Source organism: Aneurinibacillus soli (assembly GCF_002355375.1).
GTDB lineage: Bacteria > Bacillota > Bacilli > Aneurinibacillales > Aneurinibacillaceae > Aneurinibacillus > Aneurinibacillus soli.
In genome coordinates, this window is sequence record NZ_AP017312.1 from 945,131 (window position 1) to 959,039 (window position 13,909).

At 42.3% G+C, this 13,909-nt stretch carries 14 protein-coding genes; 8 read left to right on the top strand and 6 right to left on the bottom strand.

Annotation, left to right across the window (positions count from 1 at the left end):
• Positions 1-86: 86 nt before the first annotated feature.
• Both CB4_RS04895 and CB4_RS04900 read right to left on the bottom strand, forming a co-directional pair.
• Positions 87-422, bottom strand: a complete 336-nt coding sequence (locus CB4_RS04895) for a L,D-transpeptidase (RefSeq protein WP_096463819.1) — start codon at positions 420-422, stop codon at positions 87-89.
• 64 nt (positions 423-486) lie between these two features.
• Positions 487-1,401 (bottom strand): DMT family transporter, encoded by a 915-nt coding sequence (locus CB4_RS04900; protein ID WP_096463820.1) that lies wholly within the window; start codon positions 1,399-1,401, stop codon positions 487-489.
• Between the two features lie 110 nt (positions 1,402-1,511).
• Here CB4_RS04900 and pdxR point away from each other — a divergent pair, with 110 nt between their 5' ends.
• The 7 genes from pdxR to CB4_RS04935 all read left to right on the top strand — a co-directional run bounded on the left by pdxR (position 1,512) and on the right by CB4_RS04935 (position 10,138).
• Positions 1,512-3,002, top strand: a complete 1,491-nt coding sequence (gene pdxR / locus CB4_RS04905; protein ID WP_096463821.1) for a MocR-like pyridoxine biosynthesis transcription factor PdxR — start codon at positions 1,512-1,514, stop codon at positions 3,000-3,002.
• Positions 3,003-3,148: 146 nt separating this feature from the next.
• Positions 3,149-4,462, top strand: a complete 1,314-nt coding sequence (locus CB4_RS04910) for a phytoene desaturase family protein (protein WP_096463822.1) — start codon at positions 3,149-3,151, stop codon at positions 4,460-4,462.
• A 1,023-nt stretch (positions 4,463-5,485) separates the two neighbouring features.
• On the top strand, positions 5,486-5,941 hold the full coding sequence (locus CB4_RS04915; RefSeq protein ID WP_096463823.1) for a GNAT family N-acetyltransferase: 456 nt from the start codon (positions 5,486-5,488) through the stop codon (positions 5,939-5,941).
• Between the two features lie 214 nt (positions 5,942-6,155).
• The gene (locus tag CB4_RS04920; protein WP_096463824.1) at positions 6,156-6,611 is read left to right on the top strand and encodes an OsmC family protein; all 456 of its coding nucleotides are present in this window, start codon (positions 6,156-6,158) and stop codon (positions 6,609-6,611) included.
• A 132-nt stretch (positions 6,612-6,743) separates the two neighbouring features.
• A complete protein-coding gene (locus CB4_RS04925; RefSeq protein WP_096463825.1) occupies positions 6,744-6,980 on the top strand; it encodes a hypothetical protein in 237 nt (78 codons plus the stop codon).
• The gene (locus CB4_RS04930; RefSeq protein ID WP_096463826.1) at positions 6,970-7,524 is read left to right on the top strand and encodes a hypothetical protein; all 555 of its coding nucleotides are present in this window, start codon (positions 6,970-6,972) and stop codon (positions 7,522-7,524) included. Before CB4_RS04925 ends, CB4_RS04930 begins: the two co-directional genes overlap by 11 nt.
• Before the next feature lie 175 nt (positions 7,525-7,699).
• Entirely contained in the window at positions 7,700-10,138 is a 2,439-nt protein-coding gene (locus CB4_RS04935) for an S-layer homology domain-containing protein (protein WP_146226619.1), read from the top strand.
• A 178-nt stretch (positions 10,139-10,316) separates the two neighbouring features.
• Here the strand turns inward: CB4_RS04935 and CB4_RS04940 are convergent, their stop codons facing one another.
• Together CB4_RS04940 and CB4_RS04945 are read right to left on the bottom strand one after the other, a co-directional pair.
• Entirely contained in the window at positions 10,317-10,838 is a 522-nt protein-coding gene (locus CB4_RS04940; RefSeq protein ID WP_096463828.1) for a DUF4309 domain-containing protein, read from the bottom strand.
• A 54-nt stretch (positions 10,839-10,892) separates the two neighbouring features.
• Positions 10,893-11,573: a hypothetical protein gene (locus tag CB4_RS04945; RefSeq protein WP_096463829.1), complete on the bottom strand. Its 681-nt coding sequence runs from the start codon at positions 11,571-11,573 to the stop codon at positions 10,893-10,895.
• 271 nt (positions 11,574-11,844) lie between these two features.
• Between CB4_RS04945 and CB4_RS22095 the strand changes: the two genes are divergently transcribed.
• Positions 11,845-12,012 (top strand): DUF7669 domain-containing protein, encoded by a 168-nt coding sequence (locus CB4_RS22095; protein ID WP_456297873.1) that lies wholly within the window; start codon positions 11,845-11,847, stop codon positions 12,010-12,012.
• Positions 12,013-12,071: 59 nt separating this feature from the next.
• Here the strand turns inward: CB4_RS22095 and CB4_RS04950 are convergent, their stop codons facing one another.
• Both CB4_RS04950 and CB4_RS04955 read right to left on the bottom strand, forming a co-directional pair.
• On the bottom strand, positions 12,072-13,202 hold the full coding sequence (locus tag CB4_RS04950; RefSeq protein WP_096463830.1) for a type I restriction endonuclease: 1,131 nt from the start codon (positions 13,200-13,202) through the stop codon (positions 12,072-12,074).
• A gap of 231 nt (positions 13,203-13,433) precedes the next feature.
• A complete protein-coding gene (locus CB4_RS04955; protein ID WP_096463831.1) occupies positions 13,434-13,907 on the bottom strand; it encodes a L,D-transpeptidase in 474 nt (157 codons plus the stop codon).
• Positions 13,908-13,909 lie beyond the last annotated feature (2 nt).

Genomic DNA, 13,909 nt, shown 5'->3' on the forward strand with positions numbered 1-13,909 from the left:
CCTTATTCAGGTTATCGAGAAAGTATCTTTTCACAAATTGACACAAACAACCGACCTGCATTGCGGTCGGTTGTTTGTGTTGTGCTTTACTTGGCTCGGATCGTGACTTGTGTACCGATTGGAACGATTGCTGCAAGCTGTAATACGTCGTTGTTGTACATGCGGATGCAGCCATGGGATACGAGGTGCCCGATTGACCACGGGGCATTTGTCCCATGGATGCCGTAATGCGGGCGGCTGAGCCCCATCCACATCGCCCCGAATGGGCCTCCAGGATTGGGAGCTTTGTTGATGATTGTGTATACACCAAGCGGTGTCGCTGTCAGGATTTTGCCGAGTCCTACCGGATAGGAGCGGATTACTTTGCTGTCTTGTAGGAGATGAAGTTGTCTTTGTTGCAAGGATACGATAATGGAGTACATATGTCTCACCTGGATTATCGTATTGAGGCGGGAAGTGATGTGCTCCTACGAACTGTTTTTTGATTTAGATCGGAAGTTTTTGCTTGGCGGCGATGGTTTTTTGCCAGGTGTAATAATTGGTTAAGAATACCCCTGCAAGTACGACAGTTGCCCCGACAAGTGTGAAGCCATGAACCGTTTCGCCGAGCAGGAGATAGCCGACAATTACGGCGATCACGGGTGATACGTATGTCCACGTAGCCGGAAACAGAGGATTCGTAACTTTGACGAGCCAGTAATAAATGCTTGAGGCAATGAGAGACCCAAACACAATCAGATAGAGAAGCGGCAGAACAGATGCTTGTGTGAGTCCAGTTGACGGAAATGGATGGGGCTCAAGCCAGAATGAAAGGATAAAAAGAAACAAGCTTCCAGAAAGCATCTGAACCCCGTTCATAACAGCAGGTGAAACACCACGATCAATTACATGTCGGGCTTGCACGGTACCGAGTGCATAAAAAAATTCAGCGATCAAAATAATGACAACACCGATTAGCCATTGTTTGGTCACGATAATACCTTTTGCAAGTTCAGGCCATACAATCAGGGCAACTCCGAAAAATCCAAGAACCATACCGAACTTTTCCACTTGCGGTACCTTTTTGCGATACACCATAACAGTTGTAATGGTTACCATAAGAGGAGTAGAGGCGGCGAGCAGAGCAGTGAAGCTCGATGAGACGAACTGTTCTGCCCAGTAGACAGCAGCAAATTCAATTCCCGTCATGCACAGGCCAACGGATGCCATCTCAAGATAGTCGCGCGGACGGGATGGGAAGCGCTGGCGTCGGAATAGCAAAAACAGCAGGATAATCAGAGCTGCTGTGCCAAAACGGGCTCCAGCGTACCAGAACGGTGAAAATCCAGCATTTAGACCCAACTTAATCGCAAGAAATGTAGTGCCATAAATGAGGCACATCAGTAGATAAGCAAACAACATAGTATCTTCTCCCTTGTTTAAAAAATCATTGTATGTGTGCTGAATCTACTATACGATGATTGTGACCATAACAGTAAACGGTACACTATAACACTTTGAGGGGGAGAAGGATGCATATTGATCTGGATCGGAAATCAGGCATTCCACTTACCGAACAAATCCGGCAGTCCATTGCCGATCGTATACGCTGTGGACTGCTTGCGCCCGGTGTGCGCCTGCCGTCGGTGCGGAAGCTTGCAGCAGAGCTTTCCATCAGTCTGGTAACAGCTGTTCAGGCATATGAGCGACTTGCACAGGATGGATTGGTTATCAGACAGCAAGGCAGGGGAACGTATGTATATCAGGATGAGACAGAGGCAGAGGGGGAAGCGCAGACGGATTGGCAGTTGTCGATTATGGACTATGTGCCGCGTGCCCGATTCTGGCAGCACCATCATCTACAATCTTCTGTTGTTCCATCTGTGCAGCTCAAACTGTCAGCAGCAGAAATTAATCGGGAGCTGTTTCCGATTGAGGAGATGGCAGAAGAACTATATCGATTGATTCAGAAAGAGCCCTGGATTATAAGCGAATACGGCCCGATTCAAGGCGATGCCCAACTGCGGGGAGCGATCGCCGAGTATTTGCACCGTCATCATGGGATACGAATTACGAAAGAAGAAATGCTTGTGACGAACGGCTCCCAGCAGGGGATTGATATTGTAGCCCGGACATTTGTCGGGCCAGGGGATGTAGTGGCGGTTGAAGCCCCTACATATATGGCCGCTATTGATGTGTTTCGTGGGCGAGGTGCAACCATTCTGTCGGTTCCGGTAGATGAGGAAGGGATGCGGGTCGATTTATTGACTGCCATGTGCGATGTACGTCCACCCAAGCTGATTTATACGACACCTTCGTTTCATAATCCAACAGGTAGCGTGTTAAGTATGCGTCGTCGAAAGCAACTGCTCGATCTGGCACAGAGTTACAATTGTCTGATTGCAGAAGATGACGCATTTAGTGATATGTATTTTGGTGAGGCTCCACCTCCATCGCTGAAAAGCATGGATCAGAGCGGGCATGTTATTTACCTCAAAAGCTTCAGCAAGCTTCTCTCGCCTGGTGCACGGGTCGCAATCGCCGCTGCGACTGGAAGTGTATTGACGCGCCTGATTAGCTCGAAGGCGATTACGGATTTGGGAACCCCGCTTTTGACGCAGAAGGCGATGTTACCCTTTTTTCAGAATGGTCGCATTGAAGCGCATCTCGTACGCATGCGTGCCCGACTCTATGAGAAGCGGAATATTGTGCTGAATACATTGACGCGCTATGCTCCGTCTGGTGTGACATGGACGAAGCCGATGGGAGGGCTTAATCTATGGGTAAGCGTTCCATCACGTATTCAGACGGATATCGTACTCGGAGAAGCGCTCAGACGTGGGGTCGCCTTTTTGCCGGGCTCCGTGTTTTATGCAGGGGAACCGGAGAGTCATCATTTGCGGATTGTCTTTTCCTATTTGCCTGATGATCAATTGCAGGAAGCCATTAAAACACTATGTGAAGTGCTAGCCCAGGCTATCGAGCAAAAAAAAGAGGAATATAGCATAAATCCGCTTGTTTAAGAATTTTCCGAACAAATTTCGACAGTTTGGAAACATATATCCATTGTTTCATTTGTCTGAACACGGTAAAATTGCATACTTGGATGGTATTATAAATTGTGTCTATATAGTGAAAAATCGCTTGCTTGATGGGAGATGTTATCATCATGGAAACAAACGAAACACAACATTTCGATGTCGTGATCGTAGGTGGCGGGTTAGCTGGTTTATCGACAGCAGCTTACTTAGCGAAGAACGGAAAAAAGGTAGTGGTTCTCGAACGTGGAAATCTAGGTGGACGCGCTGTTACATTGAAACTTAAAGGATTTTCGTTTAATTTTGGCGCACATGCCATTTATGGACGCGATTCGTCTGTACTTAAGAAATTTGAAAAAGATCTCGGCATTCAGATTACGTGGAAAGATTTTGAGCCGAGCAAGGCGAAATATGACATTGGAGATCGGCTGTCAGCTATGCCAGCTAATATTCAAGGGTTGTTCCGCACATCGATTCTGAACAGTCTAGGTAAGGTGAAGTTCACCTTCAATATTTTCAAAACGATGCTTCATATGGAAAAAGGTCATCCGCATATGTCGATCGAGAAGTGGATGGAAGAAAAGCAAGTGAGTGAAGATGTGAAAAACATGATGCTCACACTTGCTTCGTCTAACTTCTTTACCCGCGAGCCGGAGCGCATTCCGTCTGATGTGTTCTTCACATATTACCAACGCCTGTTTACATCTAATAAGCCGGTTGCCTATATTGGGGGCGGCTGGCAGGCCCTTATCGCTGAATTTGTTCGGGTGATTGAAGAGAATAATGGTGTAGTGATCACAAAGGCGAAAGCGGAATCGATTGAGGATGATGGCGATCGTGTAACAAAGGTACACACAACACAGGGGATTTTTGAAGCGGATGAATTCGTGTTCTGTATGCCACCGAAAGAGCTGGAGAAAATCGTAACCGGCACAAAAGTAGAGCATTTCATTAAGCAGTATTCAAGCTATGAACCAAGCTACGTATACGTATACGATATCGGGTTAAGTGAGCGGATCGATGTACCGTACACATATATTTATGACAAAGCGAATAAGATGTTTATTACCGATATCTCGCATTATGACGAATCATGTGTACCGGAAGGCGGCCAGATGTTGCAGGCGATTGCCTATCTGTCTGAGTCTGATCTGGCGGATAAGGACAAAGTGCAGGAGTACCATGACAAAATCGAGGCGTTGTATGACAAGCACTTTGTAGGATGGCGCGATAAACTTGTTGTTCCGCGTGTATCCAAACGTGCAGCAGCACAGGAAATCAAGTGGACGATGAACCAGAAGCCAATGCCGGTTTATCTGCCAGATTACCGAAATGTGTTCTTTGCGGGTGACTGGTGTGAAGGCAAAGGACAATTGTCCGAGCTGTCATTTTCAAGCGCATTCGAAGCAAGTCAGCTGATTATCGGAAAATATTCGCATGTATAAATAAAAAAGATGTATGAGATTCAGGGGGAGTGGGAATAACAAGAATAGTTGTAGGAAAGTGTCTCCCTATATTCTCCCCCTTTTTCCCTTGCCGCCAATTTGGCGGCTTTTTTTGTATAGGTTCCGATAGTTTTGCATATAAAAATAGCCAAATTTAAAAATTAAGTTCGACTGCGCGTTCTTTTATAAAAGAATTTGGTCAGTAGAATCATCATAAGAAGCAAGTTTGTAGCAGTACCTATATAAGAACTATATAGGAGTAACTGAGGCCGTGGATTACTCAATATATTACATATCCCCTCCTAGATAACGATGCAAGTCCATTGTAACAACGGGCTTTTTTAGTTCCGGTAAAATGATTTATGTTGCTTACTATCATTTTAGAGATCAGAAAATCGTTTTATTGCTGTGCATATAGTAGGGTTCTAATTATGAGAAGTAAACAATTTTGCAAGCGTAAAAAAAATAAAAAGAGAGAAAACCGACGATAAATGGATTAATAAGATACTATGCGGAGATATAAGGAGATAAACAATCTATTTAGACATTTTAATTATTATGAATATTTGTTATATTTGTTTTACACCAACAACAGGTGGACAACCTTCTACTCAACCCACTACACCTGAATGGATGTGATGACGATGATTGCAGAGGGTAAAATTCAATGGATGCTTGCTCCAGGTAAATAGGGAAAGGCGATGTACACAGCAGTCGAATAACGAAAGAAGGAAGGTGTGACACTTCCTGAGATCGTTAGGGGTGTACAGGTATATAAACTAAAGTAAGAAAGGAGAACGTGAAAAGTTGAATAGCGAGGAAATACAAACGTAGCCCTGTGCTCTCCGTGAATCGAGAACACAGGGCTACGTTATTTTTATAACTCCCTAGTATGTACTGGGAAGTTATATGTAACTGTATAGAATTCGATAAAATAACTTGATATATGAAAATGAGTCTTGGTACAGATATTGCTGTTGTTTTTATGGTGATGGAAAATTATTGATAGGGGGTAGATGTACCATGAAAACTGTAAATATTAGACCTGCTACAAAAGAAGACATCCCACAACTTCTAGATTTGATGTACCAATATATTGTTGATTTTTATAAATGTCCTCGTCCAATTGAAGATGATCTTAAAGGATTGATTATTCATTTACTTGACCATCCATATGAGGGTATTCAATTTGTAGCAGAGGAAGAGCCGAATAAATTAGTTGGGTTCGCTACACTATATTTCACCTTTAACACATTAGAAGTAAAACGAATGGCTTTGCTCTACGATTTATTTGTACGACCAGATACGCGAGGACAAAAAGTTGGCGAAAATCTTTTTCAAACTTGTCTCTCTTATATCAGAGATAATAATTATTCGCATATGCTTTGGGAAACGGCTCATGATAACGTAACGGCCCAGTCCTTATATGATAAAATGGGTGCGCAAAAAGCGGCCTGGTTAAATTATGAGATTAAGTAAAGTTATGAATTATTGAATGTGTTATTCATAATTAACTAATGCTTAGTAACGTTCAGAATACAAAATACAAAGCCTGATATATCCCTTATAGGCGTATGTCGGGCTTTTATCACCTTAATCAGTTATAAATTAAAAAAATATTTACATACTATTCTTTATTTTTTATAATTTAATAAAATTATATCAAGTTACTTGGTATTGGAGGCGAACTACTATGACTAAAACATCTTCATTGTTTAAAGTTTCAGCGACAGGAACGTGGGAGTCCGGGGTTAAAACCAATATTTCTATACGTGATTTTACTTCTTTCCCTATGGATGAACCACCAGTTCTAGGAGGGACGGATACAGGTCCTAATCCAATGGAGTACGTAGTGGCAGCACTTAACGGATGCAAAGGAGTTATGATTCCGTTAGTTGCTCAAGAACTCGGTTTTACTTTTGCAGGAATTGATTTTGAGACAACAGGTATTATTGATACTCGTGGATTAATGGGGGAAGAAGGAGTTTCACCACATTTTCAAAAAATACGTTTCCATGTAAACATCAAAACAGAGGAAAGTGAAGAAAGAATTGAGCAACTAAAAAACGAAGTGGAGCGTAGATGCCCGGTATTTAATCTATTCGTAGATGCTGGAATTAAAATTGATGTGAAGTGGAGCAGAGTATAAGACCATAAATAAAAGCCTGACATATATTCCCTTGTAGGATAGTATGTCAGGCTTTTTTTATATAGGTTTAAATCGAGAGGTGTATTGAGTAGAATAAGACAAAGATCAATTGAGAGTAGGAGGAGAAGGGATATGCGCGAATTTAACGCTGACGAGTTCTTTAAAGAAATCGACGAGAAGCAGCAAGAAGTAAATGAACAGGCATATAAGTTGTTTCGGGGAGATCAGCGCAAGGCACGGGTTCGGCCACGGGATGAAGATGAACAGCGCTGCCTAGATATAATTTGCAGAGAGAAGTGGCTACGGGCAATATCTGAAGGAAAAGTTCGTTATATCAATGACAGGGAGTTGGACTACTTTGTCGATTGAATCATATCGTACTGAGATTTATGGATTAAAAGGCAAGCCAAAGACAGAGAAGATGCTTCTGTTTTCGGCCATCCTAACTGAAATATTAGAATCCGTAAATGTAGAGCCCATCATTGTAGGAGGTTTCTCTGTTGAGCTGTATACTCGTAACAGTTATGTAACCGAAGACATTGATTTTGTATTAAACGGACGAGATAAAGCGGATCAGGTATTAGTAGACCTCGGTTTTGAAAAACAGGGAAAAGACTGGTATCACAAAGAGATTGGATTAGTGGTAGAGATACCGGATAACTGGCTAGATGGTGACTATAATCGAGTAACAAAGCTTAATATTGGGAAAGGACGATATGTAAAAGTCATCGGGATTGAAGATATTATTAGTGATCGGCTGCGTGCCTGTAAGTTTTGGCGCTCTCAGAGTGACTGCGAGTGGGCGTACTATGCACATAGAGAGCGAATTGATATGGAGTATTTAAAGAAAAAATCAGTACAAGATGGAACATATGAAATTGTAGAAGAATGGTTACAGAAAAGTAACGATTAGTCATAAAAAGCCTGACATATTCCCTTATAGGGTAGTATGTCAGGCTTTTATTTGTTCAGAATTTGTTCAGAATGTGAATGATATAATATCGAGGGCAATTATTACTATCGAAAGTGAAAAAATAACTAAAATAGTTGCAAGGTCATTCATTTGGACGATTGTGAGGGGAAACCTTTTGGTTAAGAAAAATATTGTTAAAGTAGTGACGACAGTGACGTTGTTGAGTTCTTTCGCCCTTCCTGTACAGGCAGCTACTTCTTTTGTTGACATTAACAATTCGTATGCAAAAGATGCCATTCAAAAGCTTGCAGATGCAGGCATTCTAAACGGGAAAGGAGAGGGCGTATTCTCTCCAACGGGAACAATTACACGTCAGGATTTTGCCATTGTTCTAGCAAAGGCCTTGAATTTAGATACGACTCATATTCCTACAACAGCTACATTCTCTGATATTCCTCCAACTCATTATGCTTTCAAGTATGTAGAAGCAGCAGCAAAAGCTGGCCTTATAAAAGGAAATGGGAACGGAACGTTTGGCAATGAACAAAATTTATCCAGACAGGATATGGCAGTTATTTTTGTACGGGCTTTAGGAGTAGATCCTAAGGGGAAAGCAGCTAACTTAAAATTTAGCGATGCAGCTTCTATATCCGATTATGCAAAAGATGCCGTAGCCTATGCTGCGGAACTAGGATTAATCCAAGGAAATAGTGATGGTACCTTTAGTCCTCAGAGAATAGCGGATAGACAGGCCGTTGCATCCGTAGCAAGTAAATTTCTCAAAGTAGTTGAGACGAACAGAGGTCAAAACCAGGTATCAAACAATCCAGGTATTCCTACACCGAATCAACCAACCACACCGACTCCTACGCCAGCTACAAATACCAGTAGTAATACAGGGGGAAGTGGTGGAGGTGGTGGAAGTAGTAGCAGCCGGGACTATACAGCTCCTACTATTACCCTTATTTCAACGTCTCCAATTGTAATAGGAAACAATGTGATCGTTACAAGTAATGAGGCAGGTACCGTATACCTCGTACCAACTATAGAGAATCCGGGTAATAGAGAACAGTTAGAGGGGCTTATTTCAGGAAACCGTGCTAAGAAAGCATCGGTCACTGCTATACAAACAAATACGAACATTAGTACAGAAGGATTACTAGCGGGAAGTTATAAAGTATATGCCGTAGATGCGAGTGGAAATGTATCAGTCCCTACAGCTGTAATTGAGCTTAGGATTGCTCCGGTTAACCATGAGCCGGTAGTGTCAAATCCGATCAATTCGTTGACGGCTGTTATCGCAGACGGGCCAAAGACAGTGAGTCTAGCAAATGTATTCAGTGATTCGGATGGGGATGTTTTGACTTATAGTGTGGTATCGTCACATTCAAGCGTGACAACCGTAGGGATAAACGGAACGAATCTTACTGTTACGCCAGTAACGGCAGGTACATCTATGATCACAGTAACGGCGAATGACGGCAAAGGTGGAACTGTACAAACGCAATTTATTGTAACTGTGAACACCCTGACCGATGCGGCAACGCCGAAGATCGACACACAACCAGCGGATCAAACAGTGAACGTAGGAGGTAGTACATCTTTGAGTGTAGTGGCGAGCGGTGGGGTCTCGCTGAGCTATCAGTGGTACAGCAATACGACGAACAGCACCAACGGTGGCACAAAAATTAGTGGTGCGACGAGCGCAACGTATACAGTACCGACTGGTACTGCCGGAACGATGTACTACTATTGTGTTGTAACCAACACGGATAGCAGTGCAACAGGTCAGAAAACGGCAACGGCAACGAGCGGTGTAGCAAAGGTTATTGTGAACGCGGTGACCAACGCGGCAACGCCGAAGATCGACACACAGCCAGCGGATCAAACGGTGAACGTAGAAGATAGTACATCTTTGAGTGTAACAGCTAGTGGTGGAGCATCGCTGAGCTATCAGTGGTACAGCAATACAACGAACAGCACCAACGGTGGCACAGCGATCAGTGATGCGACGAGTGCAACGTATGCAGTACCAACTGGTACTGCCGGAACGACATACTACTATTGTGTTGTAACCAACACGGATAGCAGTGCAACAGGTCAGAAAACGGCAGCGGCAACGAGTAGCGTAGCGAAGGTTACCTTTGAAGCAGCGGTACAGAAAGGTCTATTCTTCTCCGAATTGGTCTGGGGCCAAAACGACAACTTCTTGCAAGCAATCGAACTGTACAACCCGACCGGTCAAGACATCGATGCCTCCAAGATCCGCATCGAACGATCCGACGGCGGCAACCCGATTACGCTGGAAAACGGAAAGATCTCCAGCGGCGGCACCTTCACGATCGTGGAGTCCTTCTACTTCGGAACTGATGTCCCTGTGGATTACAACACGATGATGAATTTCTACGCGGATGACAGTCAACCGGTTACACTCTCGCTCTACTACGATAACAAACTCATGGACATCGCGCTTTTCATCCCGCATAAATCCTTTGGTCGAGTCTCCGGCACCGTGATCGGAAACACGACAGCGTATGATTCCAAACAATGGAAAAACGAAGGGACCGATTACATTGACGACCTTGGCAAATTCACCCCAGATTCATCAAATTAAGGTCTAGACGTACATCAGAAGATGTTCTTTAAGGTAATTTTTATCACTAGGGATGAATGTTAGACAACTTTCGATATTAAGCTAAAAAAGCCTGACATATTCCCTTATAGGGTAGGTATGTCAGGCTTTTGCTTTTTTATGCGGTTAGTGGCGGCAGTAGCTTCCTCGGTAATACTCCCTAATATCGGTAGAGCAATGAAAAAGAAATTACTTTTTTCGTGGTTTTATCTGTTGTTACTAAAAGTTTATATTTTGGGTATAGGTAGTATAAAATATAGCCACCATCTTCTACCTCTTCGTCGATTCCTTCGTCGGATGGCTTTCCGAATACCTTCTTAACACCATTAACATTAATGGTGTTAAAAGAGTTATCGTAAATAGTTACACCGGTGATTTTCTTTTTATCAAGTCCTGAGTAGTATGTAAAACTTGGATACATATAATAATAAGATCCATCGATAGAATCAACATTTTTTGCTTTTCCCAGCTTCGCGATAACTGTAGACAATGGTGTACCAATAGGAAAAGGTGTTCCTTTTAGCACTCCTTTTTTGGCGTTTGTTACAAAGTCTTTATTGATGGTAATTTTACTTGTTTTCTTTGTTGCAGCAGACACGGAAGTAGTTGGTACAGGCATAACACTAAGAAGAGTAAATGAACAGATTACTGCGGATATCGTTAATTTTTTAAGTAGCTTCATACTTCTTCCTCCTGGTTATAGAATAAGCTCCCTGTAATAGGGAGCTGAGTAAGTCTATTTCTGCTTTTCTACATGACCACCAACAAATAACTGTACGTTTGTCGTTCCGCCAGACACGTTCGAGAACGAAGATCCTCCTGCTGGAACTCCCCAAAATCGTACTGTATCTTCTTGAAGAATATCTCCACTTGATTTCAGCATAAGCACTTGATAAGACTGCATGTTATTGTCGACTACATGCAAAATAGAAACGGTATCACCTCCATCGATCGGAGCTTCTTCTACATTGACAACCTGGCCAGCGAATGTTGCTACTTTATTAAAGTATGGTGCAGCATTTTTGTTTAAATGCTTGGCAGTAATGGTTTTGTCAGCCATGCCTTTCAATTTTTGAATGTCAGCTGTGGTCTTGGCCGGAAACAACTTATTATTAGCCACGATAAAATCATAGGTTTGCTGAGGGAGCTCTGGTTTGTTTTCGGTCATATTAGGAAATCCAGTTTTAGTGAGCTCAGCATATTTAACTTTCTCAGCCAGCTCTTTTTGCTTTGCTTCATCGGCAGCCTTTTGCTTTGCTTCTTCCTCAGCTTTTTTCTTATCTTCCTCTGATGTATCTGGCTTAGTTGCGGTTTGGTTTGATGCAGTTGTTGTGGAGCTTGATGGTGTGTCACTTCCACAAGCCGTTAGGGTAAGTGATAAAGCAGCTAATCCAGTAAGTAAAGCGATTTTTTTCAAGATGATTCTCCCCTTTGTATGTACTAATTCCTACATATACCATTTTAGGTTACACAGTCAGTTAGAACTAGGTAATTAAATAGACAATTTTCGACAAACAAGACGAGATCTGGATCTCAATAGGACTAAAGCCTAGTTTGAAGTAGAATAAGGAAAAATATAAGTGGTGGGGAGTTGAGCAAATTTGGCAAATAGTTGTAGAGCTGAAATACTGGCTACTGTTCATTCAATAGTGAGAAATAAGGGGATTAATGAATTCACTGTAAACGAGGTGGTTGAATACTTATCTCAGAATAATACGGTGTATAAACCTCAAAGTATAAGAACTCATATAACTTCTAGATGTTGTGTAAATGCCCCAGATCATCACGCCGTTGTGTATGATGATTTCGAGAGAATTGGTAGAGGCGTATATAAATTGCGAAGCTTTATCATATGAAAACCTTTACTCAAATAAAATAAGCTCCCTATGGTAGGAAGCCTATTAGTGTAAAAGTGTTAATGACTAGCTTCGTCATAAGCCAGGACGATAAAAGCTTCTAATTCACGAAGTTCCTCAACGCTTTGGATTTGAGCACGGCTAACACCACTACTTTTCGGAGCTTCAACAACCGAAAGGGAAGGGCATAGTTTGGCCATCTTTTCTACTGGCATCTTGGAAATTACATACTTTACGGTACCCTCAAGAGAGAAGCGTATAAACCAATTGGTAACGCCTTTCTTATAGATTGTATAATAATGAGTCGTGTCTTTATGTTCGACGTCAGAAACGTCTCTTTCGTGCTCTTTAAGAGTATTTAGAACGATTTCTACTGCTTGTAATTCCTCATCTGTAGTAACAATTCGACTCTTACGTACCGTATCCCCAGACTCTTTTACAGGCTCTGTGTCAACTTCTGTGGTTGCAGCAGCTTCCTGCACAAGCTCCTTAGGAGAAAGCCCCTCACTAATAATTTCAAGCAATGTATTGGAAATAGCCTTTTTTACAATTGGTCGGAAGCGATCCAGGACATTCGTTGTGATGCGGGTTGTACTGAAATCCTTGATGAGGAAACGAAGGAAATCATCTGATGGATTTTTGAAAAGCTCTTTCAGGGTAGAGTTGAGATTATTCATGTAAATAAGCTCTTCTGCATACTTTACAATCTTATCTGCATCGAATTTCTCGCGAGTAAAACTTTCGATCGTTTCAATATCAACAGAGGAAATAGATTCCATGTTGAACGAGAAGAATGGTGTTGAATCCATAAGGTTGTCCTGGGTGAGATCGGTGAAGAATTTGTACTCGATACCGTTTGTCAAAATGGCGACTTTTACTTCTGGTGTACTGTTAAAGTAGCGGCTTAACTGAGCGTCATGGCGTGTGAGGTCTTCATTTGCTGATTTAGCTTCGATGAAGATAATCGGCACCCCGTTTTTAAATATGGCATAGTCTACTTTTTCCCCTTTTTTTTGACCGAAGTCAGCCACATACTCTGGGCGTACTTCAAGTGGGTTAAATACGTCATAACCTAACTTTTGAAGGAAAGGTATGATAAGTGCTTGTTTTGTCATTTCTTCGTTCGAAATATGTGATTTACGTTCTGTTACCTGAATAGAAAGCTTTTGGAGTTCTGGCTTTAAATCCATTATTTTTCCTCCTTTGTCTGCATATGATATCTCTCTACTTAATTTTAGTTTACATAGTCTTACAGAACTAGATACTACTGTTAGACAACTTTCGACATTAAACGCCAAAGATCTGATATTCCCTTATAGGGTAGTATGTCAGGTTTTTATGTAAGGGATAAGCATTCAGAAGAAAGACAAAACAAGGTAGTAAAAAACCGCACACCGATATGTGTTCGGGTGCGGGAAGGTTTATGAAACGATAAAAACCGTTGTGCCGATTGGAATGTTGCGGAACAGCCATTCCACGTCTTTGTTCTGCATACGAATACATCCCTGGCTTACATGGTGTCCGATGCTGTACGGATTATTCGTGCCGTGGATGCCGTATTTATAGCCGCCAGTGTAGGGGACACTTAATCCGAGCCAGCGTGTCCCCAGTGGATTCTGCTTGCTGCCTCCAGGAATTCCTTTAGGCACATACCATGGGTTTTTTACTTTTGCGATGATGCGGAATTCGCCTTCCGGTGTTAATGTTCTATTCTTGCCGGTGGCGACCGGAAAATAATAGATCGGATTGTCATTTAAAAAAACGGTAAGTTGATTTGTCGTTTTGTTAATCTCGATGTGTACATCATCTTCCACTGCAAACGCTGTGCCAGATCCAGGGAGAAGGAGAGACAGACACAGAAGAAAGACTGAGAAACATCTAAACAATTGTGCCATAT